The organism is Streptomyces sp. NPDC059166 (genome assembly GCF_042755185.1).
GTDB lineage: Bacteria > Actinomycetota > Actinomycetes > Streptomycetales > Streptomycetaceae > Streptomyces.
This window is the reverse complement of the sequence record NZ_JBHZCI010000039.1, coordinates 37,520-62,149: the sequence shown is the minus strand read 5'-3', so window position 1 is coordinate 62,149 and position 24,630 is coordinate 37,520. Positions and strand designations below refer to the sequence as shown.

Here is a 24,630-nt window from a genome sequence, read left to right as displayed (position 1 = left end):
CCTCATGCACCGCGTTCCCGTCCGCGTCCTCCCCGCAGTGTTCACCCTGGCCCTCGCCACCACGGCGATATCCCTCGGCCCTCCGGCCTCCGCGGAGGCGGACAGCATCATCGTCGGAGGAAGGCCGGCGGCCGTCGCCGACAGCCCTTGGGCCGTGGCCGTCTCCAGCCGTGACCGGTTCGGAGGTACCCGGGCGGGCCAGTTCTGCGGGGGAGTGGCGGTCGCGCCCGACCGGGTGCTGACGGCCGCACACTGCATGGGGGAGGACGTCCTCGGCTCCGCCGCCTCGGAGATCCGGGACCTCCGGATCATCGCAGGGAGGGACGAGCTGGACGGGCCGGGGGGCCAGGAGATCCCGGTCCGCTCGGTGTGGGTCAACCCGTCCTACGACTCGCGCACCAACTCCGCCGACCTGGCCGTCCTCACCCTGTCCCGCGCGCTGCCGAAGGGGAGCGTCATCCCCATGGCCGGAGCCGGTGACGCCGCGTACACGGAGGGCACCACCGCGACGGTGTACGGCTGGGGGGACATGACCGGGTACGGGGCCTACTCCGCCGGCCTGCGCGCGGCGAAGGTGCGGGTGCTGCCGGACGGTGACTGCGCCAGGGCCTACCCGGGCGGCACACAGGGCGCGTACGAGCCCTCGACGATGCTCTGCGCCGGTGACACGGCGGGAGGGCGGGATGCCTGCCAGGGGGACAGCGGAGGCCCGCTGGTGGCCCGTGGGCGCCTCATCGGGCTCGTCTCGTGGGGCAGCGGCTGCGGGAGTCCGGGCAGCCCCGGTGTGTACACGCGGGTGTCCGCCGCGATCCGGTGGATGACTGAGGTCGGCTGACCCCCTGACCGCGCCCTGCGCGGGGCACGAGAACGGGCGGTCTCCCCTGGGGGGAGACCGCCCGTCGGCCGGTCGGGGACCGTGCCCATGGCTCGTCGTGGATGCGAGGTGTCAGTGTTCCTCGTCGGCGGCACTTGCCTGTACGGCGGTGAGCCGGTCCGTCTCATCCTGTATTTCCGCGGCGATCTTCTTGAGTTCCGGCTCGAACTTGCGCCCGTGGTGGGCACAGAAGAGCAGTTCACCGCCACTGATCAGCACGACGCGCAGATAGGCCTGGGCGCCGCAACGGTCACAGCGGTCTGCTGCGGTCAGCGGGCTCGCGGGGGTCAGAACAGTAGTCACGTCGCCTCTTCTCTAGCTCGACGAGCTGTCGTACCAGGGTCAACATCCAACCAGGCCGAAAACGTTCCCGCTCGTGGCATTTCTTCGAAACTTCTTCTCGGAGTGGCTGTCTGTCGCCGGTTGGCGGCGAATGTGCCGTATTGCGTAGCGCTACGGTTTCGCGTTGCTTGTGTGGGCCGGTCCCCCCGGCTGGCTTGCCGGTTGTTCTTGAGGACGTGCCCGGAGCCTAAATGGTTCATGCCTCGAAGGGAACGTGATGTGCACGTCACCCCAACGAATGATCGAACGTGTATGCGAGGCTGGACTAGCATAAGGATTCCCCCTGGGTGGCGTTACAACCGCTCTACCAGGCCTCGGTAGGCTCTCAGCGGCTACCGAGGCCGAGCCCGTCACCCACTGGGCCCCAAATGAAATTCAGCGAGGAGCGAACCGCGTGACCGCCGATTCCGTGCCGTCGACTGCGCTGCTGACCGGAGCAGGCGGCGCAGACAGGGACAGCTCCAACTACACCGCGCGGCACCTTCTCGTCCTCGAAGGGCTCGAAGCGGTGCGCAAGCGCCCCGGGATGTACATCGGGTCCACGGACAGCCGCGGGCTCATGCACTGCCTCTGGGAGATCATCGACAACTCCGTGGACGAGGCCCTCGGGGGGTACTGCGACGCCATCGAGGTCATCCTCCACGACGACGGTTCCGTCGAGGTGCGCGACAACGGCCGGGGCATCCCGGTGGACGTCGAGCCGAAGACCGGGCTCTCCGGCATCGAGGTCGTCATGACCAAGCTCCACGCCGGCGGAAAGTTCGGCGGAGGCTCGTACGCGGCGTCGGGTGGTCTGCACGGCGTCGGCGCCTCGGTCGTGAACGCGCTCTCCGCCCGTCTGGACGTCGAGGTCGACCGGAACAGCGCCACCCACTCCATCAGCTTCCGGCGCGGCGTCCCCGGGATGTTCACCGAGTCGGGGCCGGACAGCCCGTTCGACCCGGCGAACGGGCTCCGCAAGGGCAAGCGCGTGCCGAAGACGCGTACCGGCACCCGGGTGAGGTACTGGGCGGACCGCCAGATCTTCCTCAAGGACGCCAGGCTCAGTCTCGAGACGCTCTACCAGCGGGCCCGCCAGACCGCCTTCCTCGTGCCCGGCCTCACCATCGTCGTGCGCGACGAGCGTGGAATCGACGGCGAGGGCAAGACCGAGGAGACCTTCCGCTTCGACGGAGGCATCAGCGAGTTCTGCGAGTACCTGGCGCAGGACAAGGCGGTCTGCGACGTCCAGCGGCTGAGCGGGACGGGGACCTTCAAGGAGACCGTCCCCGTCCTGGACGACCGCGGCCACATGACGGCGACCGAGGTCACCCGGGAGCTGGGCGTCGACATCGCCCTGCGCTGGGGTACCGGCTACGACACCAACATCAAGTCCTTCGTGAACATCATCGCCACCCCCAAGGGCGGTACCCACGTGACGGGCTTCGAACGCTCCCTCACTCGGACCGTCAACGAGGCGCTGCGTTCCGCCAAGCTGCTCCGTGTCGCCGAGGACGACATCGTCAAGGACGACGCGCTGGAGGGGCTGACCGCGGTCGTCACCGTGCGCCTCGCGGAGCCCCAGTTCGAAGGGCAGACCAAGGAGGTGCTGGGCACCTCCGCGGCCAACCGGATCGTGGCCAACGTGGTCGCCAAGGAACTCAAGGCGTTCCTGACGTCCACCAAGCGCGACGCCAAGGCCCAGGCCAGGGCGGTTCTGGACAAGGCGGTCGCCGCGGCCCGCACCCGCATCGCGGCCAGGCAGCACAAGGACGCCCAGCGCCGCAAGACCGCCCTCGAGTCGTCGTCGCTCCCCGCCAAGCTCGCCGACTGCCGGAGCGACGACGTGGAGCGCAGCGAGCTCTTCATCGTCGAGGGGGACTCGGCCCTCGGCACCGCGAAGCTGGCCCGCAACAGTGAGTTCCAGGCCCTGCTGCCCATCCGGGGCAAGATCCTCAACGTCCAGAAGTCGTCCGTCTCGGACATGCTCAAGAACGCCGAGTGCGGTGCCATCATCCAGGTCATAGGAGCGGGCTCCGGGCGTACCTTCGACATCGACGCGGCCAGGTACGGCAAGGTCATCATGATGACCGACGCCGACGTCGACGGTTCGCACATCCGGACCCTGCTGCTGACGCTCTTCCAGCGCTACATGCGGCCGATGGTCGAGGCGGGCAGGGTCTTCGCGGCAGTGCCCCCGCTGCACCGGATCGAGCTCGTCCAGCCCAAGAAGGGCCAGGACAAGTACATCTACACCTACTCCGACAACGAGCTCCGGCAGACCCTGCTGGAGCTGCAGCGGAAGAACGTCCGGTTCAAGGACTCGATCCAGCGGTACAAGGGGCTGGGCGAGATGGACGCCGACCAGCTGGCGGAGACCACGATGGACCCGCGCCACCGCACCCTGCGGCGGATCAACATCGGCGACCTGGAGTCGTCGGAGCAGATCTTCGACCTGCTCATGGGCAACGAGGTCGCGCCCCGCAAGGAGTTCATCACCAGTTCCGCGGCGACCCTGGACCGCTCCCGCATCGACGTCTGAGACGCTCCACCCGTGGGTGGAGATCGATCTCCACCCACGGTCAGCCCTGGAGCCGATCTCACGACGCCCGAACCTCCCTAGCGTTGACGGCATCGAACTTCACGTCCACGGAGGCCGCAATGTCGGAGTTGTTCAACATCCTGGTGATCATCACGGTGGTCGCGCTCGTCGTCGTGCGCCAGTTCTCGGACCGGCGGATCGGGGAGACACGGCGCTGGTGGCTGCTGCCCGCGGTCCTCTTCGTCGTCGCCCTGCGCTCCGACGGGGCCATCGACCCCCACCACGAGACGCTCTCCGCCGCCATGCTGGGTGCCGCCCTGGTGGCGGGTCTCGCGACCGGTGCGGGGTGGGGATGGACCGCTCGCCTGTGGCAGGGGCCGGACGACTCCGTGTGGAGCCGGGGGACGAGGGCCACCCTCTTCGTGTGGGCGGGCGGGATCGCGGTGCGCGTCTCGCTGGCGGTGGCGGCCGTCCTGCTGGGCGTCCACCAGGGGACGGCTGCGCTGCTCGTCTCGCTCGCGGCGATGCTGCTCGCTCGCGGTGGTGTCCTGGCGCTGCGGGCCAAGGACCTGCGTGGTCGCCACGGGACGACCACGGGTCCCCAGGCCGGCGAAGCATCCGTGGCGGCCTTCGGGACCGCCTCGAAGGGCGGGGCGTGAACCGCGCCACGTGGCTGAGCTGGCCCAGCAGGGAGGCTCTGACCAAACCCCCTCGCACCGGGCTGCGGAGGCTGATCCAGCGCATGGTGTGGGCCGCCGTGGTCTGCGGCCTCCTCTGGGACGCCTTCACGGACGGACGCTTCACCCTCTGGCAGGTCGCTGTCGCACCCGCGGTGACCGCGGGCTGCGCGGCGATGGCGAGAGCCTTCTTCCGGACCACCAGGGAGCACCGGCTGTGGCCCTCCGTGGGGCTGCTGCTCCTGCTGACGGTGGTGGCGTTCCTCTCCCTGCGCGCGGGTGCCGGGGCGCTCGCCGTCGGGTTGTGGTGCGGATGCGCCGTGGTCGCCCTGGGGCGCCTTCCGCTCTTCGCGGCGGTACCGTTCACCGCGGTCACGCTTCTGGCCTACGCGGTGACCAAGGGCGACGGCTGGCTGACGACCGTGATCACCACGGGCAGCCTCTGCCTCGGCGGGTACGTGCTGCGGCTCGACGCCGAAGCCCGCGGCGCCTCCCAGCGGCTGCTGACCCAGGAGAGGGCCGCCAGGAATGCGGAGGCCGGGGCGGCGGCGCTGGCGGAGCGGTCCAGGATCGCCCGCGAGATCCACGACGTGCTGGCGCACAGCCTCTCCGCCCAACTGGTGCACCTGGAGGCCGCGCGGCTGCTGATCGAACGGGAGCCCTCCGGGGAGTTCCGCGACCAGGTGCTGGAGCGGGTCGTGGCAGCGCGTTCCATGGCGCGCGAGGGCCTCGCGGAGACCAGGCAGGCGCTGTCCGCCCTGCGCGGGGAGATGACCCCTGTGGAGGACTTCCTGCGGCAACTGGTGTCGGGCGAGCCCGCGGAGGTGTCGGTCGTGGGGGAGACCCGGGAGCTGACCGCCGAGGCGTCCCAGGCGGTACGCAGGGTCGCGCAGGAGGCGCTGACCAACACCCGGAAACACGCGCCCGGGGCGGCCGTCACCGTCAGGCTGGAGTACGAGCCCGACGCGGTCGCTCTGCAGGTGCGTGACTCGGGTGGCCGGCGTCCGGCGGGCGAACTGGCTGTCAGTGGCTCGGGTTACGGTCTTGTGGGGATGAGGGAGCGTGCCGAACTGCTCGGCGGGACGCTGGAGGCAGGACCGGACGAGGAGGGGTTCGTGGTGAGTCTGCGGGTGCCGGCGTGAGCGCGCGGGTGGTCGTCGCCGACGACCAGTCGGTGGTGCGCGAGGGCATCGTCATGCTGCTGGGCCTGTTGCCGGACATCGAGGTGGTCGGTGCGGCGAAGGACGGCGACGAAGCGGTCGCCCTCGTGGCGGAGAGGTCTCCCGACGTGGTCCTGATGGACCTCAGGATGCCCCGTTGCGACGGCGTCGAGGCCACGCGCCGGATCAGGCGCGACCATCCACGCACCCAGGTGGTGGTCCTCACCACCTTCGCCGACGACGACTCGCTGTTCACCGCTCTCCAGGCGGGTGCGCGTGGCTACCTGACCAAGGACGCGGAGGCCGAGGAGATCGCCCAGGCCGTCGCGGCGGTGCTCGCCGGGGACGCGAGCCTCTCACCGAAGATCCAGAGCCGGCTGCTGGAGCGGGTCACCGCTCAGACCGCCGTACAGGAGGCGGCGCCTGCCCCCGGGGAACTTCCCGACGGCCTCACCGCCCGGGAGGCGGAGGTGCTGGTCCTCATCGCCGACGGACTGTCCAACACCGAGATCGCCCGCACCCTCCACATCTCCCGGGCGACGGTCAAGACCCACATCAACAACCTCTTCGCCAAGACGGGGGCACGCGACAGAACCGGGGCCGTCCGCTATGCGTACGGCAGGGGTCTCGCACAGCCACCTGGCACTTCCGTCACCTGAAATGGTGAAGCAGGGCGAATGATGTGCCCGGGATCTTCCCGATCTGCCCATTCTTGGCTACGCGGCCGAAAAGGCTCGCGGACAAGGGAGTTGTAGGTGGAGAAGGAAGCAGGGCCGGACGCCGCAGCGATGCGGCTCGAGGACCCGTGGTACGAGGCTCCGGCCGCCGGATGGAGCGAGCCGGGCGGCGCGAGGGCGGAAGCGGCCGACGGGGGGTGGCCCCGGCCGGGAGAACAGCGGGCTCCCAGCGCCGCCGAGATCTATCTGGAGGTGCAGCGCAGCCCCGCGTTCCGCGAAGTACGCCGCCGCTACCGCAGGTTCGTGGCACCCGCCGCGGCGGCCTTCCTCATCTGGTACCTCGCCTACGTCGTCGCGGCCACCACGGCGCACGACCTCATGGCGCGGCCTGTCGCGGGCGCACTCAACGTCGCCATGCTGGCGGGGCTCGGGCAGTTCCTCACCACCTTCCTCCTCACCTGGGCGTACGTGCGTCACGCCCGGCTGCACCGCGACCGCGCCGCACTCGAACTCCGCTGGGAGACGCAGGAGATGACCAGAGGGGCTGACCGGTGAGGGAGGACCACCAGACGCTGGCCCTGCTGCTCTTCAGCGTGTTCATCGCCGTGACGCTGGGGATCACCACCTGGGTCGGGCGCAACCGGCAGGGTTCCGCGGAGGAGTTCTACGCGGGCGGGCGGCTCTTCTCCCCGATGGAGAACGGATTCGCCATCGCCGGCGACTACATGTCCGCCGCATCCTTCCTCGGCATCTCCGGACTGATCGCCCTGTTCGGGTACGACGGCATGCTCTACTCCGTCGGCTTCCTCGTGGCATGGCTCGTCGTCCTGCTGCTGGTGGCCGAACTCGTGCGCAACTGCGGCCGTTTCACGCTGGCCGACGTGGTCGCGGCCCGTATGGCGGAGCGTCCGGTGCGCACGGCGGTGGGCGCCTCCTCGGTCACGGTCTCGGTCCTGTACCTGGTGGCCCAGATGGTGGGGGCGGGCAGCCTCGTGGCCCTCCTGCTCGGAGGTACGAGCGACACGGCCCGGTCCTGGACCGTGGTGGGGGTCGGAGCACTCATGGTCGTCTACGTGTCCCTGGGCGGCATGCGTGCCACGACCTGGATCCAGATCGTCAAGACCGTCCTGCTGATGAGCGGAGCCGTCGCGCTCACCACTCTCGTCCTCGTCCGCTTCCACGGTGACTTCAACGCCCTGCTCACCACGGCCGCCGACCGCAGCGGGCACGGGAGCGACTTCCTCTCGCCCGGGCTGAAGTACGGGGAGAACTGGACGGCGCGGCTCGATTTCATCAGCCTCGGTCTGGCGCTGGTCCTCGGCACGGCCGGTCTGCCGCACATCCTGTCGCGCTTCTACACGGTGCCCACGGCGCGTGCTGCCCGGCGTTCGGTCGTGTGGTCCATCGGACTGATCGGCAGTTTCTACCTCATGACGATCGTGCTCGGCTTCGGGGCGGCCGCACTCGTGGGCTCCGCGGACGTCCGGGCGTCCAGCGCCTCCGGAAACACGGCTGTCCCGCTTCTCGCCCTCGTCCTGGGCGGCGGCGAGGGATCCACGGGGGGCACGGTGCTCTTCGCCGTCGTCGCCGCCATCGCCTTCGCCACGATCCTCGCCGTCGTCGCCGGTATCACCCTCGCCTCCTCGGCGTCCGTGGCCCACGACCTCTACGCCTCGCTCCGGCGTCCGGGCGGCAGGGAGCGGAGCGAGGTCGGCGTCGCGAGGGCCGCCGCCGCCGGCATCGGAGTGGTGGCCATCGGGCTGGGCCTGCTCGCCCAGGACCTGAACGTGGCGTTCCTGGTGGGCCTGGCCTTCGCCGTCGCCGCCTCCGCCAATCTGCCCGCGCTGGTGTACTCCCTGTTCTGGCGGAATTTCACCACCCGGGGTGCGGTCTGGTCCGTCTACGGCGGGCTGCTCCCGGCCCTCACGCTCGTTCTGCTCTCCCCGATCGTCTCCGGTGGCCCCGGTTCGCTCTTCCCCGGCGTGGATTTCGCACTCTTCCCCCTGGAGAACCCCGGCCTGGTGTCGATCCCGGCGGGCTTCCTGGCCGGCTGGATCGGCACGGTCACCTCGCCGGAGCCGCCCGACCCGGCCAAGCACGCGGAGACCGAGGTCCGGTCGCTCACCGGGGCGGGGGCCGCCTGACTCAGCCGGGGCAGGCGCCGTTCACCGGTCAAGGGGGTGGCGCGCCGCCCGGCTTCTCCGCCGCCGTACGGCTGTCAGGGTGGGGGTGCCCCAGTGGCGGATCCGGTGCGGCGGCCGTTCCCGGGCTTGCCATCGCGGCCCTCGTCTGTGAGCGTTCTACGGGTATCGACCGCAACGCAATCTTCTTGCGTTTCTTGCGCTAATCTTGCGCTTATGACGCGACGACTTGCTCAGGTTGCCCAGAAAGTAGGAGTCAGCGAGGCCACGGTCAGCCGCGTGCTGAACGGCAAGCCGGGCGTCTCCGACGCCACACGGCAGGCCGTCCTCTCCGCCCTCGACGTGCTGGGGTACGAGCGTCCGACGCAGCTGCGCGGTGAACGTGCGCGGCTGGTCGGGCTGGTTCTGCCGGAGCTGCAGAACCCGATCTTCCCGGCCTTCGCCGAGGTGGTCGGCGGCGCGCTCGCCCAGCAGGGGCTGACCCCGGTGCTGTGCACGCAGACCAAGGGCGGGGTGTCCGAGGCGGACTATGTCGAGCTCCTGCTCCAGCAGCAGGTGTCCGGGGTCGTGTTCGCCGGTGGTCTCTACGCCCAGGCGGACGCCCCTCACGACCACTACAAGGTGCTCGCCGACCGCAAGATCCCGGTCGTCCTGATCAACGCGGCCATCGCCCATCTCGGGTTCCCCGCGGTCTCGTGCGACGACTCCGTGGCCGTCGAGCAGGCCTGGCGCCATCTCGTGTCCCTCGGGCACGAGAAGATCGGGTTCGTCCTGGGCCCGGCCGACCACATGCCCTCCCAGCGCAAGCTGTCCGCGGCCCGGGCGCTCGCCGCGCAGGAGGGCGTCACGGTGCCCGACGAGCGGGTGGTACGCGCGATGTTCTCGATCGAGGGAGGCCAGGCGGCTGCCACACGGCTCCTCGACGAAGGGGTCACCGGCATCATCTGCGCGAGCGACCCGCTGGCGCTCGGCGCCGTACGGGCCGCACGGCGCCGCGGCCTGTCGGTGCCCGGGGACGTCTCGGTCGTCGGTTACGACGACTCGGCGTTCATGAACTGCACCGAACCGCCGCTGACCACGGTCCGCCAGCCGATCGAAGCCATGGGCAGGGCAGCGGTCGAACTGCTCTCGGTCCAGATCGCCGGGCGGACCGTTCCCTCCGACGAGCTGCTCTTCGAGCCGGAACTCGTGGTCCGCGGTTCGACGGCGCGTCCGTCCCGCTGAGGGCTGCCCCGCGAGATCTTGCGTCGGCTGTAGCTAATTTGCAGCACCTTGGGGCTGCGGGGCCGGCGCGCCGAGCCGGTTCAGCGGTTCGTGGGGAGCGGCTGGGGCGGGCGCGGCCCGGTGTACCGCCCGCTCGGCCGCAGTCGCAGCGGACGCTCGGTGTACTCCTCCATCGCGTGGGCGATCCAGCCCGCCGTGCGGGACACGGCGAACACCGTCTCGCCTGCCTCGGCGGGCATGCCGCAGGCGACCGAGAGCACCGCCAACGCCAGGTCGACATTGGCGTGCAGCGGGGTGTGACGGGCGGTCGTCGCGACCACGGCGCGGGCGGCGGCCAGCGCCGGAGCCGCACGGGGAACCTCCTCCAGGAGGGCGAACAGTACGGTCGCCCGGGGGTCCTCGCCGGTGTAGAGGCGGTGACCGAGTCCGGGTACGCGCCGGCCCGCCCGCAGGTGGTCGGCGACGACCGGAGCCACGTCGCCCCGCCCGACGGCCTCCGAGAGCATCCGGTGCGCGGCCCCGCTCGCGGCGCCGTGCAGCGGACCCTCCAGGGCGCCGAGTCCCGCCGAGACCACTGCGTAGGGGTGGGCGTGGGTCGACGCGGCGACGCGCGCGGCCAGGGTGGACGCCGCCAGATCGTGGTCCGCCAGCAGCCCGAGCGCGGCGTCCAGCACGGTCAGTGACGCGGGATCGGCGGGTGCGGTGCAGAGCCTCGGCCACAGCTGGGACGCGAGCGAGCGGGACGTGGGCGAACCACCGTCACGGGAATCCAGGTCTCCGTTCCCGGCGTTCGGCGGCGCGCCGCCCGCCAAGGCCGGGAGCGCGCCCCCCAAGGCCGGCAGTGCGCCCACCAGGGCCGGCAGCAAGCCGCGCGCGCAGCTCAGCACCCCATCCGGCGAGAGGTCGAACCGCAGCGGGTCGGTGGCCGCCGCGGCGGCCACCGCCGCTCGGAGCCGGTCCGTCGAACTGCTGTGCACTGGAAGGGCGGCGGCTGTCCGCCGCGCGGCGGCGAGCGAGTCCTCGGCCGCCCTGAACCGCACGCCCGGGTGGAGTTCACCGGTCCAGATCCACTCGGCCACCTCCTCGTAGCTGTGGCGCCGGGCGAGCTCGGCCGCGTCGACGCCGCGGTAGAAGTAGCGGTCCGGCTGGATGAGCGTGATGCCGGTGCGGAAGACCAGCTCACCCGTTGCCGAAGGCTGGGGGTCCCGGCGCCCCGTCCGGCGGGAGAGGGCGTCCACCTCGGCCGCGTCGAACGTGCTGCCGCGCGCGCCCGGGGTGCGCCTGCTGGTGAGCTGCCCCCTGCTCACGTACGCGTAGACGGTCTCGGGCTTCACGCCGAGACGTTCCGCCGCCTCCTGGGTGGTGAGCCGGGGCCTACCGGCTTCCCCCTCGTACGTACCGGCTCCGGGCGACGGGTCGGGCGAAAGCGGGGTGTCTTGCGTCATGGCGCCACCGTATCCCCGTCCATGACTTGACCATGTCCCAGTCTCCCTCATGGATTACATATTGATTCAGTCAACATTGACATCCACATCGTCATTCAATGAAGGTGGGATCAATGTTCATGGATCGGTGAAGGAGAAATCAGCCATGCCCGCAACGCGCACCCGTACCGCGCCGCCCGACGTCCCTCGCGGTCTCGCCGGAGTGGTCGTCACCGACACCGAACTGGGAGATGTGCGAGGCCAGGAGGGCTTCTACCACTACAGGGAGTACTCCGCGGTCGAGCTGGCGGGCAGCCGCGGCTTCGAGGACGTCTGGTACCTGATGTTCCACGGCCGGCTGCCGGACCGGGACGAGAGCGCCGCCTTCGTCGCGCGCACCGCCGGTCTGCGCCGGCTGCCGGCCGACGTGCGGGCCGCACTGCCCGGCATCGCCAGGGCCGGAGCGACGGCGGGCCCGCTCGCCGGACTGCGGACCGCTCTCTCGCTCTTCGGGGCGTCGGCGGGCTTCCGCCCGGTGTACGACATCGACACCGACCGGCGCCGGGAGGACGCGCTCGCCGTGTGCGCGGTGGTCCCGACCCTGCTGACCTCCCTGTACCGCCTGGGCCGGGGGCTCGAGCCGGTACCACCACGTGACGACCTGCCGTTCGCCGCGAACTACCTCCACATGCTCACCGGCGAGGAGCCGGAAGCGGCACCGGCGGCCGCGGTGGAGCGCTACCTCGTCTCCACCGTCGACCACGGGTTCAACGCCTCCACGTTCACCGCCCGGGTGATCGCGTCCACCGGAGCCGACACCGCCGCCTGCCTCACCGGAGCCGTCGGAGCGCTCTCCGGACCTCTGCACGGAGGCGCACCCAGCAGGGCGCTGGACACACTGGACGCCATCGGAACGCCGGACCGCATCGACGCGTGGATCCGCGAGCGGGTTCTCGCCGGCGAGCGCATCATGGGGTTCGGCCATCCCGTCTACCGCACCGAGGACCCGCGCTCGCGCATGCTGCGCTCGGTGGCGCAGGGCTTCGGCGGTCCGCTCGTCGACTTCGCCGTCGAGGTCGAGCGCCAGGTGGAGGCGATCCTCGCCGAGCTCAAACCGGGACGCGAACTGCACACCAACGTGGAGTTCTACGCGGGTGTCGTCATGGAGCTCTGCGGGCTGCCGCGCGAGATGTTCACGCCCACCTTCTGTGCCGCGCGCATGGTCGGGTGGAGCGCCAATATCCTGGAGCAGGCGGAGGACTCGAAGATCATCCGCCCGGCGGCCCGCTACGTCGGGCCTCCGCCGCCCCGCCCCGTACCGGCACCCTGAACGACCCGAGGAAGGCCCTGTTGACCCCGCCACCCGCCCCGCAGATCCCGGTCGTCGTCCTCGCGGGTTTCCTCGGATCCGGTAAGACGACGCTGCTCAACCATCTGCTCCGCAACAGGGCGGGAAACCGGATCGGGGTGGTCGTCAACGACTTCGGTTCGATCGAGATCGACGCCATGACCGTAGCCGGGCAGGTCGGTTCCACGGTCTCGCTCGGCAACGGCTGCATGTGCTGCGCCGTCGACGCGAGCGAGCTCGACGGCTATCTGGAGACCTTGACGGCGCCGTCCGCCGGACTGGACATGATCGTCATCGAGGCGAGCGGACTGGCCGAACCCCGGGAACTCGTACGGATGCTGCTGGCCAGCGACAACCCCCGTGTCCGGTACGGCGGGCTGGTGGAGGTCGTCGACACCGCCGAGTTCACGGCGACGCGCGAGCGTCACCCCGAGATCGCACGGCATCTCGGAGTCGCCGACCTGATCGTCCTGAACAAGACCGACCGCGCCACGGACGAGGAACTCCGGTCCGTACGCGAGGCCGTGGAGGAAGCGGGCGGCCGGGCGGCGGTCGTCAGCACGGCGTACGGGCGGATCGGACCGGAGCTGCTGATCGACCCGGTGACGCGGCCCGAGGGCGACGAGGGCACCCGCCAGCTGACGTTCGAGGACCTCCTCCCCGAGGACGACCGGATGCACGACCCGCACGCGCACGCGGCCTACGAGACCCTTTCCTTCACCGCCGGCGTGCCGCTCGACCCCCGCCGTTTCATGGCCTTCCTCGACTCCAGGCCCGCCGGGCTCTACCGGATCAAGGGATTCGCGGACTTCGGCGCGGGCGACCCGGGCAACCGCTACACCCTGCACGCCGTCGGCCGCTTCCTCCGTTTCGAACCACTGCCCTGGGGCCGGGGCGAGACGCGGCTGACTCAACTGGTGCTCATCGGGTCGGGGATCGACGCCGCCGCGCTCCACAAGGAGCTCGACGCCTGCCAGGACCCCTCGCAGACCGCCACGGAGGAGCTGGAACGCGCGATGTGGGGCGTCCTGCGGTACGTACACCGGCCGGACGGCGAGGAGGACTGAGCCCCCGCCGTCCGGCCCGATGTCCTACAGAGGACCGGCGATCACCGCGACCGGACTGGTCAGCGGTGTGCCCGAGCCGTCGCGGCGCGGATCCGGTTCCGGGAGCTGCGCGGGCGCGCCGTTCTTCTGGGCGGCCCTCGCCGGGGTCCCGCCCGCCCAGGCGAACACCAGGACGTCCTCACCCTTGAGGAAGCGCTGGCAGCGCACCCCGCCCGTGGCCCGGCCCTTGCGCGGGTACTGGTCGAACGGCGTGAGCTTCCACGTCCGCTCCGAGTCGTCCAGGGTGCCGTGCGACCCGGCGACCGTGAACACCACCGCGTCCTCGGCCGGATCCACAGCGGTGAAGGACAGGACGACGGCGCCCGCGGCGAGCTTCACGCCCGCCATGCCGCCCGCCGGCCGCCCCTGAGGACGCACCGACGCGGCCGGATAGCGGAGCAGTTGCGCGTCCGAGGTGATGAAGACGAGATCCTCCTCACCCGTGCGCAGCTGGGTGGCACCGACGATCCGGTCGCCGTCCTTCAGCGAGATGACCTCCAACTCGTCCTTGTTGGCCGGGTAGTCGGGCACCACGCGCTTCACCACCCCCTGAAGGGTGCCGATGGCCAGGCCCTGCGCCGCCTCGTCCAGCGTCGTCAGGCAGATCAGCTCCTCGTCCGCGTCCAGCGTCAGGAACTCCGAGATCTGTGCCCCGCCCGCCAGGTTCGGGGCGGCATGCGTGTCCGGGAGCTGCGGCAGGTCGATCACCGAGAGCCTCAGCAGCCGCCCCGCGGACGTCACCGCGCCCACGTCCCCGCGTGCCGTCGCGGCCACCGCCGAGACGATCGCGTCGTGCTTCACGCGCCGGGCGTCCTCGGCCTGCTCGACGGGCCCGGGGCCCGCCGTACGGGCCAGCAGCCCGGTCGAGGAGAGGAGCACCTGGCACGGGTCGTCGGCCACCTCGAGCGGCACCGAGGCGACCTGGGAACCGGACGACTCCAGCAGGACCGTACGCCGGTCCGTGCCGAACTTCTTCGCCACTGCGGCGAGTTCGGCGGAGACGAGCTTGCGCAGCTCGGCGTCCGACTCGAGGATCGCCGTCAGCTGGGCGATCTCCTCGGTGAGCTTGTCGCGCTCGCCCTCCAGCTCGATCCGGTCGAAGCGGGTGAGCCTGCGCAGCGGGGTGTCCAGGATGTACTGCGTCTGGGTCTCGCTCAGCGAGAAGCGCTCCATCAGGCGCTCCTTCGCCTGCGCCGAGTTGTCGCTGTCCCGGATGAGGCGGATGACCTCGTCGATGTCGAGGAGCGCGACGAGCAGCCCCTCGACCAGGTGCAGCCGGTCGCGACGCTTGGTCCTGCGGAACTCGCTGCGCCGGCGCACCACGTCGAAGCGGTGGTCGAGGTAGACCTCCAGGAGCTCCTTGAGCCCCAGGGTGAGCGGCTGCCCGTCGACCAGGGCCACGTTGTTGATGCCGAAGGACTCCTCCATCGGCGTCAGCTTGTAGAGCTGTTCCAGCACGGCCTCCGGGACGAAGCCGTTCTTGACCTCGATCACCAGCCGCAGACCGTGCGCCCGGTCCGTGAGGTCCTTGACGTCCGCGATGCCCTGGAGCTTCTTGGAGCCGACCAGGTCCTTGATCTTGGCGATCACCTTCTCCGGGCCGACGGTGAAGGGGAGTTCGGTCACGACGAGACCCTTGCGGCGGGCCGTGACGTTCTCTATGGCGACCGTCGCGCGGATCCTGAACGTGCCGCGCCCGGTGGCGTAGGCGTCCTTGATGCCGCCCAGGCCGACGATCCTGCCGCCGGTCGGCAGATCCGGGCCCGGGACGAACCGCATCAGCGTCTCGAGGTCCGCACCCGGGTGCCTGATCAGATGGCGGGCCGCGGCGACGACCTCGCCGAGGTTGTGCGGCGGCATGTTGGTCGCCATGCCGACCGCGATCCCGGAAGCACCGTTGACCAGGAGGTTCGGGTAGGCCGCCGGCAGGACGACGGGCTCCTGCTCCTGGCCGTCGTAGTTCGACTGGAAGTCGACGGTGTCCTCGTCGATCGACTCCGTCATCAGGGACGTGGCGTCGGCCATGCGGCACTCGGTGTACCGCATGGCGGCCGGCGGGTCGTCGTTGCCCAGGGAGCCGAAGTTGCCGTGCCCGTCGACCAGGGGCAGGCGCATGGAGAACGGCTGCGCCATGCGCACCAGCGCGTCGTAGATCGACGCGTCGCCGTGCGGGTGCAGCTTGCCCATCACCTCGCCGACGACCCGGGCGCACTTGACGTAGCCGCGGTCGGGGCGCAGCCCCATCTCGTGCATCTGGGACACGATCCGCCGGTGCACCGGCTTCATGCCGTCCCGGGCATCGGGCAGCGCCCGGGAGTAGATCACCGAGTACGCGTACTCGAGGAAGGAGCCCTGCATTTCGTCGACGACGTCGATGTCGAGGATCTTCTCCTCGAAGTCGTCCGGCGGCGGGGTTTTCGTGCTGCGGCGGGCCATCGCGGCTGCGACTCCTTCACAGATTCTGTCGGGCAACCTCAGGTTCTGACGCCGACCATTGTGGACCGCCCCGCCGACAACGCCGACCTCGACCCGTCCGTAGCGTGCCCCGGCGGCCCCCCGGACCCCCTGTTTACGGCAGCATCTACGACAACATTCACCCACCGGGAACTTCGCCAGGTGCCCGTGCGCTTGCTTAGAGTGGCAGGTCCGGCAGGAAATCCTGTACCGATCGAAGGGACGTACATGCCCATGGGTCACACGGCCACAGCCCAGGCCGGTTCCGGCGGTTTGACGGCGACCGAGCACCGCCTGGCCAACGGCCTGCGCGTGGTGCTCTCCGAGGACCATCTGACCCCCGTGGCCGCGGTCTGCCTCTGGTACGACGTCGGCAGCCGCCACGAGGTCAAGGGCCGCACGGGCCTGGCCCACCTCTTCGAGCACCTGATGTTCCAGGGCTCGGGCCAGGTCAAGGGGAACGGCCACTTCGAGCTGGTGCAGGGGGCCGGCGGCTCCCTGAACGGCACGACGAGCTTCGAACGCACCAATTACTTCGAGACGATGCCCACGCACCAGCTGGAGCTGGCCCTGTGGCTCGAGGCCGACCGCATGGGCTCGCTGCTCGCCGCGCTCGACGAGGAGTCCATGGAGAACCAGCGGGACGTGGTGAAGAACGAGCGCCGCCAGCGCTACGACAACGTCCCCTACGGCACGGCCTTCGAGAGGCTCACCGCCCTCGCCTACCCGGAGGGCCACCCGTACCATCACACGCCCATCGGCTCGATGGCCGACCTCGACGCGGCGACGCTCGAGGACGCGCAGGCGTTCTTCCGCACGTACTACGCGCCGAACAACGCGGTGCTCTCCGTGGTCGGCGACATCGATCCGGAACAGACGCTCGCCTGGATCGAGAAGTACTTCGGCTCCATCCCCTCCCACGACGGGAAGCAGCCCCCGCGCGACGGCACACTGCCCGGCATCATCGGCGAGCAGCTGCGCGAGGTCGTCCGCGAGGAGGTCCCCGCGCGTGCGCTCATGGCCGCCTACCGGCTGCCGCACGACGGCACCCGCGAGTGCGACGCGGCGGACCTCGCGCTGACGGTGCTCGGCGGCGGCGAGTCGTCCCGTCTGCACAACCGCCTGGTCCGACGCGACCGTACGGCGGTCGCCGCCGGCTTCGGGCTGCTCCGGCTGGCCGGGGCGCCCTCGCTGGGCTGGCTGGACGTCAAGACCTCCGGTGGTGTCGAGGTGCCGCAGATCGAGGCGGCCGTCGACGAGGAGCTCGCGCGCTTCGCCGAGGAGGGGCCGACTCCCGAGGAGATGGAGCGCGCCCAGGCGCAGTTGGAGCGGGAGTGGCTCGACAGGCTCGGTACGGTCGCCGGCCGCGCCGACGAACTGTGCCGCTACGCGGTCCTGTTCGGCGACCCTCAGCTCGCCCTGACCGCGGTCGGCCGGGTCCTCGATGTGACCGCCGACGAGGTCAGGGCCGCGGCCCGGGCGCACCTGCGCCCCGACAACCGTGCGGTCCTGGTCTACGAGCCGGTGGAACCGGCGGACGAGACGGACGGCGGCGACGCGCACGAGGGGGCCGACAAGTGACCGACGCAGCCGTGACTGGAGTAGCGATGGAGTACCACCCGCAGCCGACCGCAGGCGAGGCGAGGCCCTGGGCCTTCCCCGCACCCGAGCGAGGCGCCCTGCCCAACGGGCTGACGGTGCTGCGCTGCCACCGCCCCGGCCAGCAGGTCGTCGCCGTGGAGATCTTCCTCGACGCGCCGCTGGACGCCGAGCCCGAGGGGCTGGACGGCGTGGCCACGATCATGGCCAGGGCGCTGTCCGAGGGCACGGACAAGCGTTCCGCCGAGGAGTTCGCCGCGGAGCTGGAGCGGTGCGGGGCGACGCTCGACGCGCACGCCGACCACCCGGGTGTCCGCGTCTCCCTGGAGGTCCCGGTCTCGCGGCTGGCCAAGGCGCTCGGCCTGGTCGCCGAGGCGCTGCGGGCTCCCGCCTTCGCGGAGAGCGAGGTCGAGCGTCTGGTGGTCAACCGTCTCGACGAGATCCCCCACGAGCAGGCCAACCCCGCCCGACGGGCCGCGAAGCAGCTCTCCAAGGAGCTCTTCCCCGCCACCGCGCGGATGTCGCGCCCCCGCCAGGGCACCGAGGAGACCGTCCGGCGGATCGACGCAGCCGCCGTGCGTGCCTTCTACGAGGCGCACATCCGCCCCGCCACGGCGACGGCGGTCGTCGTCGGCGACCTCACCGGAGTGGACCTCGACGGACTGCTCGCCGAAACCCTCGGCGACTGGTCGGGCAACCCCGGCCAGGCGCGGCCGGTCCCGCCGATCACCGCGGACGACACCGGTCGAGTGGTCATCGTGGACCGTCCGGGAGCCGTGCAGACGCAGTTGCTGATCGGCCGGATCGGCGCGGACCGGCACGACAGCGTCTGGCCGGCCCAGGTCCTCGGCACCTACTGCCTCGGCGGCACGCTCACCTCGCGGCTGGACCGCGTCCTGCGGGAGGAGAAGGGCTACACCTACGGCGTCCGCGCGTTCGGGCAGGTGCTGCGCTCCACGGCCCCCGGCACGGCGTCAGGGGGGACCGGTGCCGCGATGCTCGCCATCAGCGGTTCGGTGGACACCGAGTCCACCGGCCCCGCGCTGGACGACCTCTGGAAGGTCCTGCGCACGCTCGCGGCCGAGGGGCTGACCGACGCCGAGCGTGAGACGGCCGTGCAGAACCTCGTGGGTGTCGCACCGCTGAAGTACGAGACGGCGGCCTCCGTCGCGGGGACGCTCGCCGATCAGGTCGAGCAGCACCTCCCGGACGACTACCAGGCGGAGCTGTACGCGCGGCTGGCCGCGACAGGCACCGTCGAGGCGACGGCCGCCGTGGTCAACGCGTTCCCGGTCGACCGACTGGTCACGGTCCTGGTCGGGGACGCCGCGCAGATCGCCGAGCCCGTGAAGGCGCTCGGCATCGGCGAGGTGTCGGTCGTCAGCGGCTGATCCAGGCCACAGAGGGAACCCCGGCGGTCGCGACCGCCGGGGTTCCGTCATTTGTCCGACTTGATGAGGAACATTGCCTTTGTCCTGTGGGATGTCCGACAAAGGCCCCTTTCCGTTTGGAGCGGTGAGGCCGTTCGCTCTAGCGTCGGGCCGGCTGTCCGCCGGACGAAAGCCGCAACCGCGGCGACGGGCAGCCATCGCCGAGTCCCCGTCAGGCGCGAGCCTGGGGAGCCGGGGACCCATGAAGTCCCTGGGGTGAATCGGACGCCCGTACCTCGCACGAGGTCCGGGTGCCCGTAGGAGACCTTCCTGCTCCGAACCCGTCAGCTAACCCGGTAGGCGAGAAGGAAGGAAAGGACCAGCCCCTCCATGGCGTTCATCCGTGCCACCGGGAAGCACCGTGCCCCGAACCGCCTGACGCGCAAGGGTGCCGAGGTCGCGGGTATCGCGGCCCTGGCCACCGCGGGTGTCATCGGCGCCACCGCCTCCCCGGCCCTCGCCGCGGACGCGGAGGCCGCCCCCGCCTCGACCGGTCTCACCCAGACCGTCGCTCTCGACACCTCCCTCGCCGCCCAGATCCAGGCGCAGGCCGAGGCCCAGCGCCACCAGGCCGAGGCCGCCGCCAAGGCGAAGGCCGAGGCGAAGGCGAAGGCCGAGGCCGAGCGCAAGGCGGAAGCCCGTGCCGAGAAGGCGCGTGAGGAGAAGGCCCGCGCGGCGCGCGCCGCCGAGCGTGCCCGGCTCAACGCCTTCCACCTCCCGGTCGCCGGGTCCCACGTGACCACCGGCTACAAGTCCGGCGGTTCGCTCTGGTCCTCCGGCAGCCACTCCGGCGTGGACTTCCAGGCGGCCTCCGGCACCTCCGTCGTCGCCGTCGGCGCGGGCACGGTCGTCGAGGCGGGCTGGGGCGGCGCCTACGGCAACAACATCGTGCTCCGGATGAAGGACGGCACGTACACCCAGTACGGCCACCTGTCCTCCATCGGCGTCTCCGTCGGCCAGAGCGTCGGCTCCGGGGAGCAGATCGGCCTCTCCGGCTCGACCGGCAACTCCACCGGGCCGCACCTGCACTTCGAGGCCCGCACCACCCCCGACTACGGCTCGGACATGGACCCCGTCGCCTACCTCCGCGCCCACGGCGTCCAGGTCTGACGCACCCTCCGCGCACCGCATCCGCCCGAGGCCCCCGCACCTGGTCCCGGGTTCCGGCGGGAATCCCCCTGGAACCCGGGCGTGCGGGGGCCTTCGCGGTGCCTTGTGGTGCCCCCCGCCGAAGCCTTGTCCGAACTGCGTTCTGGCCAAAAGATATCCCTGGATTCCGTCCCGCCATCGGAAATTCCCGCCGGTTGCAATAGAGTCACAGAACAGGCGTCGATCGGCCGCGTTTCGCGGGGATTAAGGCGGAGGTTCGGACATGCGCATTCCCGCGCATTCGGTATGCACGGCGATCCGTGACGACATCGTCTCCGGTGTCTACGAGCGCGGCAGCCGCCTCACCGAGGAGGTGCTCGCGCGTCGCTACGGCGTCTCCCGGGTCCCTGTGCGCGAGGCGCTGCGCACCCTGGAGTCCGAGGGGTTCGTCGTCACGCGGCGGCACGCCGGCGCGTGCGTCGCGGAGCCCACGGAGCAGGAGGCCGCCGACCTCCTGGAGATCCGGATGCTCCTGGAGCCCCTCGGTGCCGCGCGGGCTGCCCAGCGCCGCAGCGATGCCCACCTCAAGGTGCTCCGCGGCCTGGTCAGACTGGGGCAGGAGCGGGTGCGCCGGGGCGAGGGCGAGGATCTGCGCTCGCTGGGGAGCTGGTTCCACGAGACGCTGGCCCAGGCCTCGGGCAGTCCCGCCCTGATCGCGCTGCTGACCCAGCTCAGGCACAAGATCGCCTGGATGTACGCCGTCGAGCAGCCGGTCCGTCCCGCGGACTCCTGGGCCGAGCACGGGGCCCTGGTGGACGCCGTGGCCCGCCGTGACAGCGAGCGGGCCAGGGCCATCGCCACGCAGCACGCGGAGCGGGCCACCGCCGCCCATCGCCTGCGGCGTACGGAAAGGCGGGGCACCCCGGAGGCGGCCCCCGGGGTGAGAACTTCGCAACACCCCGTAAACATCGCCGGTGCCCGTCATTAACAATGGGGCCGTATACAAAGAGAGTTATTGCCTGAGGGCTTTATTTCTGCTGCCCTGGAACGGAAATTCCAAGGCGATGTCCGAATTTACTTCCAGGTCCTCAGGAAGCTGAAAAAGCCGCGGCCCCCCGATGGGGTGCCGCGGCTTCTCCGCAGAGCGGTTCCGGATGGGAACGGCTGGAATCAGACGGTCTCCGGGAGCTCGTCGAGCCCCTCGGCGACCAGCTTCGCCAGACGGTCCAGGGCGACCTCGGCGTCGTCCGCCTCGGAGGCGAGCACGATCTCCTCGCCGCCCTGGGCGCCGAGACCGAGAACCGCGAGCATGGAGGCGGCGTTCACCGGGTTGCCGTCGGCCTTGGCGATCGTCACGGGGACGCCGGACGCCGTGGCGGCACGGACGAAGATGGAAGCGGGGCGGGCGTGCAGGCCCTCGGCCCAACCGACGTTGACGCGGCGCTCAGCCATGGTTCTGCCCTTCACGTATCAATGGGTTGTCTAGACCAGTGTCTCATGTGGCGCGCACTGCTGTGCCCGGCGTCGCCGCCGGCCCGCACACCGCCCGCGGGCCCCAGCGTGCCCCCGCCTCGGACCTGCCGCGACCGGTGCGCCGGCCGTAGGCTTTGGTCATGGAGCCCACTGGGGAGCAGAGTCCGCACCACGCGTACCCCGACCACTGGGAGGCGGACGTGGTGCTCCGCGACGGTGGCACCGCCCGCATCCGGCCCATCACCACGGACGACGCCGACCGGCTGGTCAGCTTCTACGAGCAGGTGTCCGACGAGTCGAAGTACTACCGCTTCTTCGCCCCGTACCCGCGCCTCTCCGCCCGGGACGTGCGCCGCTTCACCCATCACGACTACGTCGACCGGGTGGGGCTGGCCGTGACGGTCGGCGGGGAGTTCATCGCCACCGTCCGGTACGACCGGATCGACGGCCAGGGCAGACCGGCCTCCGCGCCCGCGGACGAGGCCGAGGTCGCCTTCCTCGTCCAGGACGCGCACCAGGGCCGCGGAGTGGCGTCGGCCCTCCTCGAACACATCGCGGCGGTCGCGAGGGAGCGCGGCATCCGCCGTTTCGCCGCCGAGGTACTGCCCGCCAACAACAAGATGATCAAGGTGTTCCGGGACGCGGGCTTCACCCAGCGGCGAAGCTTCGAGGACGGATCCGTGCACCTCACGCTCGGCATCGAACCCACCGCCGAGTCGCTCGCCGTCCAGAGGGCCCGCGAGCAGCGCGCCGAAGCACGTTCCGTGCAGCGTCTGCTGGCCCCCGGCTCCGTGGCCGTCGTCGGCGTCGGCCGCGCTCCCGGCGGCGTCGGAAGGACGGTGCTGCGCAATCTGCTCGGCGCGGGTTTCACCGGACGCGCCTACGCGGTGAACACGTCGTTCGCCGATGACGACGACACCGTCGAGGGAGTTCCCGCTCACCGATCCGTAGGGGAGATCGGTGAGCGGGTCGACCTCGCCGTCGTCGCCGTCCCCGCCGACCGTGTGCCCGAGGCCGTCGCCGACTGCGGGGAGCACGGGGTGCAGGGCCTCGTCGTCCTGTCCGCCGGATACGCCGAACGCGGGGCCGAAGGCCGTGAGCGGCAGCGCGAACTCGTCCGCCAGGCCCGGTCGTACGGCATGCGGATCATCGGCCCGAACGCCTTCGGCGTCATCAACACCTCCGAGGCGGTCCGCCTCAACGCCTCCCTCGCCCCGGAAGTACCGAAGGCCGGGCGGATCGGTCTCTTCACCCAGTCCGGTGCCATCGGGATCGCCGTCCTGTCCGGACTCCACCGCAGGGGCGCCGGCCTGTCCGCCTTCATCTCCACGGGCAACCGTGCCGACGTCTCGGGCAACGACTTCCTGCAGTACTGGTTCGAGGACGAGGGCACCGACGTCGCCCTGCTGTACCTCGAATCACTCGGCAACCCCCGCAAGTTCACCAGGCTCGCCCGCCGGACGGCCGCCGTGAAGCCCGTGGTCGTGGTCAAGGGCGCCCGGCACAGCGGCTCCACACCGCCCGGCCACGCCGTCCCGGTCAGCCGGATCCCCGACGCGACGGTGTCCGCGCTGATGCGGCAGGCGGGAGTGATCCTCGTCGACACCGTGACCGAGATGGCCGACACCGCACTGCTCCTGGCCGGCCAGCCCCTGCCCGAGGGGCCGAGGGTGGCGATCCTCGGCAACTCGGAGTCGCTCGGCCTGCTCACCTACGACGCCTGCCTCGCGGAGGGCCTGCGCCCGCGCCCGCCACGCGACCTCACCACGGCGGCCTCTCCGCGTGACTTCCGGGACGCCCTGTCGGAGGCGCTCGAGGACCGCACGTGCGACGCGGTGATCGTGACCGCCATCCCCTGGGTGGGGGAGAACGGCGAGGCGGAGACCGGTGACGGCGAGGTCCTCGCGGCGGCACTGCGCGAGGCCGCGGCCACCGGCCCCGCCAAGCCGGTGGCCGCGGTCCACGTGGAGATGGGAGGCCTGGCCCAGGCGCTGGCCGTCGCCGCGAGTACGGCCGCCCCCGCCGCGTCCTCCGCGAGCCCGGCCGCCCCGGCCCCCGCCGCGGCGCCGGATTCCCCGGCCCCCGCAGGCCTCCCCGGACCACCCACGCCGCCCGGCGGAGCCCCGGCCGTCCCGGCGCCCCCCGCCCCCAGCCGCATCCCCGCCTACCCCGCCGCCGAACGCGCCGTCCGGGCGCTCGCCGAGACGGTGAAGTACGCCCAGTGGCGGCGCCGGGCCGCGAGCCCCGGCAAGGTCCCCGAGTTCCTCGATGAGACCATCGACGAACACGGCACCGCGGCACTCATCGAGGCACTGCTCGGTCCGGACCCCGGACCGCGCGGCCGCACTCTCAGCCATGACGAGGCCCGTGAGCTGCTCGCCCGCTACGGAGTCACGGTGCGTCCGGCCCTGCCCGCCCCCGACCCCGAGGCGGCGGTGGCCGCCGCGGCGGAGCTCGGCTATCCGGTCGCCCTGAAGACCACCGCGCCCCATCTGCGCCACCGCGCGGACCTCGGCGGGGTCAGGCTCGACCTCGCGGGCGAGGACGCCCTGCGCCGGACGTACGAGGAACTGACCGGCCTGCTCGGAACACCGGCCGAGATCAGGCCCGTCGTCCAGGCGATGGCGCCTCGCGGTGTCGACACCGTCGTCCGGGCGTCGATCGACGCGGCCGCGGGCGCCGTGCTCTCGTTCGGTCTGGCCGGTGCCCCCTCGGAGCTGCTGGGCGACACGGCCCACCGGATCGTCCCCGCCACCGACCGCGACGTCGCCGACCTGATCCGGTCCATCAGGGCGGCTCCGGTGCTGTTCGGATGGCGCGGCTCCGCCCCGGCGGACACCTCGGCACTCGAAGAGCTCCTGCTGAGGGTGTCCCGGCTGGTCGACGACCACCCCGAGGTGGTCTCGGTCGCCCTCGAGCCCGTGGTCGTGGCCACCCACGGCCTGACGGTGCTCGGAGCGAGCGTCCGGCTGGCCCCGCCGCCCGCCCGTGACGACCTCGGCCCCCGGACGCTGCCCAGCTACTGAGCGCCCGCGACGGCTGCCGGGGACTCGCCCACGGCGTCCCCGGCAGCCACCGGCCCCCCGTAGGA

Annotated in this window: 19 protein-coding genes and 1 riboswitch; of the genes, 15 read left to right on the top strand and 4 right to left on the bottom strand. The window is 71.3% G+C overall.

The genetic code is table 11. The annotated features are described in order from the left end of the window. Positions 1 to 4: 4 nt before the first annotated feature. Positions 5 to 835, top strand: coding sequence for a S1 family peptidase (locus tag ACFXOA_RS25835; protein ID WP_385033156.1), 831 nt, complete (start codon positions 5 to 7; stop codon positions 833 to 835). A 111-nt stretch (positions 836 to 946) separates the two neighbouring features. Here the strand turns inward: ACFXOA_RS25835 and ACFXOA_RS25830 are convergent, their stop codons facing one another. After that, on the bottom strand, positions 947 to 1,177 hold the full coding sequence (locus ACFXOA_RS25830) for a hypothetical protein (RefSeq protein WP_073748127.1): 231 nt from the start codon (positions 1,175 to 1,177) through the stop codon (positions 947 to 949). A gap of 433 nt (positions 1,178 to 1,610) precedes the next feature. Between ACFXOA_RS25830 and ACFXOA_RS25825 the strand changes: the two genes are divergently transcribed. From ACFXOA_RS25825 to ACFXOA_RS25795, 7 genes are all read left to right on the top strand, one after another. Then, positions 1,611 to 3,737, top strand: a complete 2,127-nt coding sequence (locus tag ACFXOA_RS25825) for a type IIA DNA topoisomerase subunit B (RefSeq protein WP_385033153.1) — start codon at positions 1,611 to 1,613, stop codon at positions 3,735 to 3,737. Between the two features lie 119 nt (positions 3,738 to 3,856). After that, positions 3,857 to 4,396, top strand: coding sequence for a DUF1453 domain-containing protein (locus tag ACFXOA_RS25820; protein ID WP_385033150.1), 540 nt, complete (start codon positions 3,857 to 3,859; stop codon positions 4,394 to 4,396). Continuing rightward, positions 4,393 to 5,556 (top strand): sensor histidine kinase, encoded by a 1,164-nt coding sequence (locus tag ACFXOA_RS25815; protein ID WP_385033147.1) that lies wholly within the window; start codon positions 4,393 to 4,395, stop codon positions 5,554 to 5,556. Before ACFXOA_RS25820 ends, ACFXOA_RS25815 begins: the two co-directional genes overlap by 4 nt. Then, complete coding sequence (locus ACFXOA_RS25810; protein ID WP_385033144.1) at positions 5,553 to 6,233, top strand: response regulator; 681 nt, start codon at positions 5,553 to 5,555, stop codon at positions 6,231 to 6,233. Before ACFXOA_RS25815 ends, ACFXOA_RS25810 begins: the two co-directional genes overlap by 4 nt. 96 nt (positions 6,234 to 6,329) lie before the next feature. Beyond that, positions 6,330 to 6,806, top strand: coding sequence for a DUF485 domain-containing protein (locus ACFXOA_RS25805; RefSeq protein ID WP_385033141.1), 477 nt, complete (start codon positions 6,330 to 6,332; stop codon positions 6,804 to 6,806). Beyond that, complete coding sequence (locus tag ACFXOA_RS25800; protein ID WP_385033137.1) at positions 6,803 to 8,395, top strand: cation acetate symporter; 1,593 nt, start codon at positions 6,803 to 6,805, stop codon at positions 8,393 to 8,395. The genes ACFXOA_RS25805 and ACFXOA_RS25800 overlap by 4 nt, the downstream gene beginning before the upstream one ends. Before the next feature lie 213 nt (positions 8,396 to 8,608). After that, the gene (locus ACFXOA_RS25795; protein WP_385033134.1) at positions 8,609 to 9,616 is read left to right on the top strand and encodes a LacI family DNA-binding transcriptional regulator; all 1,008 of its coding nucleotides are present in this window, start codon (positions 8,609 to 8,611) and stop codon (positions 9,614 to 9,616) included. An 80-nt stretch (positions 9,617 to 9,696) separates the two neighbouring features. Here the strand turns inward: ACFXOA_RS25795 and ACFXOA_RS25790 are convergent, their stop codons facing one another. Further along, complete coding sequence (locus ACFXOA_RS25790; protein WP_385033131.1) at positions 9,697 to 11,061, bottom strand: citrate/2-methylcitrate synthase; 1,365 nt, start codon at positions 11,059 to 11,061, stop codon at positions 9,697 to 9,699. Positions 11,062 to 11,206: 145 nt separating this feature from the next. Between ACFXOA_RS25790 and ACFXOA_RS25785 the strand changes: the two genes are divergently transcribed. Next, complete coding sequence (locus ACFXOA_RS25785; RefSeq protein WP_385033128.1) at positions 11,207 to 12,370, top strand: citrate synthase; 1,164 nt, start codon at positions 11,207 to 11,209, stop codon at positions 12,368 to 12,370. 20 nt (positions 12,371 to 12,390) lie between these two features. Next, positions 12,391 to 13,455 (top strand): CobW family GTP-binding protein, encoded by a 1,065-nt coding sequence (locus ACFXOA_RS25780; protein WP_385033125.1) that lies wholly within the window; start codon positions 12,391 to 12,393, stop codon positions 13,453 to 13,455. A gap of 24 nt (positions 13,456 to 13,479) precedes the next feature. Here ACFXOA_RS25780 and ACFXOA_RS25775 read toward each other — a convergent pair whose 3' ends face one another. Further along, on the bottom strand, positions 13,480 to 15,930 hold the full coding sequence (locus ACFXOA_RS25775; RefSeq protein WP_385033122.1) for a DNA topoisomerase (ATP-hydrolyzing) subunit A: 2,451 nt from the start codon (positions 15,928 to 15,930) through the stop codon (positions 13,480 to 13,482). A gap of 246 nt (positions 15,931 to 16,176) precedes the next feature. Between ACFXOA_RS25775 and ACFXOA_RS25770 the strand changes: the two genes are divergently transcribed. From ACFXOA_RS25770 to ACFXOA_RS25755, 4 genes are all read left to right on the top strand, one after another. Continuing rightward, positions 16,177 to 17,529: a M16 family metallopeptidase gene (locus ACFXOA_RS25770; RefSeq protein WP_385033119.1), complete on the top strand. Its 1,353-nt coding sequence runs from the start codon at positions 16,177 to 16,179 to the stop codon at positions 17,527 to 17,529. 26 nt (positions 17,530 to 17,555) lie between these two features. Beyond that, positions 17,556 to 18,938: a M16 family metallopeptidase gene (locus ACFXOA_RS25765; RefSeq protein WP_385033180.1), complete on the top strand. Its 1,383-nt coding sequence runs from the start codon at positions 17,556 to 17,558 to the stop codon at positions 18,936 to 18,938. A 188-nt stretch (positions 18,939 to 19,126) separates the two neighbouring features. After that, a riboswitch (cyclic di-AMP (ydaO/yuaA leader) is annotated at positions 19,127 to 19,295 on the top strand. A gap of 12 nt (positions 19,296 to 19,307) precedes the next feature. After that, a complete protein-coding gene (locus tag ACFXOA_RS25760) occupies positions 19,308 to 20,087 on the top strand; it encodes a M23 family metallopeptidase (RefSeq protein WP_385033116.1) in 780 nt (259 codons plus the stop codon). A gap of 262 nt (positions 20,088 to 20,349) precedes the next feature. Next, on the top strand, positions 20,350 to 21,054 hold the full coding sequence (locus tag ACFXOA_RS25755; RefSeq protein WP_385033113.1) for a GntR family transcriptional regulator: 705 nt from the start codon (positions 20,350 to 20,352) through the stop codon (positions 21,052 to 21,054). Positions 21,055 to 21,236: 182 nt separating this feature from the next. On the opposite strand, the gene ACFXOA_RS25750 is transcribed toward ACFXOA_RS25755, so the two are convergent. Then, positions 21,237 to 21,518: an HPr family phosphocarrier protein gene (locus tag ACFXOA_RS25750; RefSeq protein WP_385033109.1), complete on the bottom strand. Its 282-nt coding sequence runs from the start codon at positions 21,516 to 21,518 to the stop codon at positions 21,237 to 21,239. Between the two features lie 161 nt (positions 21,519 to 21,679). Between ACFXOA_RS25750 and ACFXOA_RS25745 the strand changes: the two genes are divergently transcribed. Then, positions 21,680 to 24,565: a GNAT family N-acetyltransferase gene (locus tag ACFXOA_RS25745; protein WP_385033106.1), complete on the top strand. Its 2,886-nt coding sequence runs from the start codon at positions 21,680 to 21,682 to the stop codon at positions 24,563 to 24,565. Positions 24,566 to 24,630 lie beyond the last annotated feature (65 nt).

Excerpts from the sequence above, each read along its gene's own strand:
- ACFXOA_RS25835 (WP_385033156.1), top strand. The coding sequence starts at position 5 with ATGCACCGCGTTCCCGTCCGCGTCCTCCCCGCAGTGTTCACCCTGGCC.
- ACFXOA_RS25820 (WP_385033150.1), top strand. The coding sequence starts at position 3,857 with ATGTCGGAGTTGTTCAACATCCTGGTGATCATCACGGTGGTCGCGCTC.
- ACFXOA_RS25770 (WP_385033119.1), top strand. The coding sequence starts at position 16,177 with ATGCCCATGGGTCACACGGCCACAGCCCAGGCCGGTTCCGGCGGTTTG.
- ACFXOA_RS25790 (WP_385033131.1), bottom strand. The coding sequence starts at position 11,061 with ATGACGCAAGACACCCCGCTTTCGCCCGACCCGTCGCCCGGAGCCGGT.
- ACFXOA_RS25745 (WP_385033106.1), top strand. The coding sequence starts at position 21,680 with ATGGAGCCCACTGGGGAGCAGAGTCCGCACCACGCGTACCCCGACCAC.
- ACFXOA_RS25750 (WP_385033109.1), bottom strand. The coding sequence starts at position 21,518 with ATGGCTGAGCGCCGCGTCAACGTCGGTTGGGCCGAGGGCCTGCACGCC.
- ACFXOA_RS25785 (WP_385033128.1), top strand. The coding sequence starts at position 11,207 with ATGCCCGCAACGCGCACCCGTACCGCGCCGCCCGACGTCCCTCGCGGT.
- ACFXOA_RS25795 (WP_385033134.1), top strand. The coding sequence starts at position 8,609 with ATGACGCGACGACTTGCTCAGGTTGCCCAGAAAGTAGGAGTCAGCGAG.
- ACFXOA_RS25760 (WP_385033116.1), top strand. The coding sequence starts at position 19,308 with ATGGCGTTCATCCGTGCCACCGGGAAGCACCGTGCCCCGAACCGCCTG.
- ACFXOA_RS25765 (WP_385033180.1), top strand. The coding sequence starts at position 17,556 with ATGGAGTACCACCCGCAGCCGACCGCAGGCGAGGCGAGGCCCTGGGCC.
- ACFXOA_RS25775 (WP_385033122.1), bottom strand. The coding sequence starts at position 15,930 with ATGGCCCGCCGCAGCACGAAAACCCCGCCGCCGGACGACTTCGAGGAG.
- ACFXOA_RS25755 (WP_385033113.1), top strand. The coding sequence starts at position 20,350 with ATGCGCATTCCCGCGCATTCGGTATGCACGGCGATCCGTGACGACATC.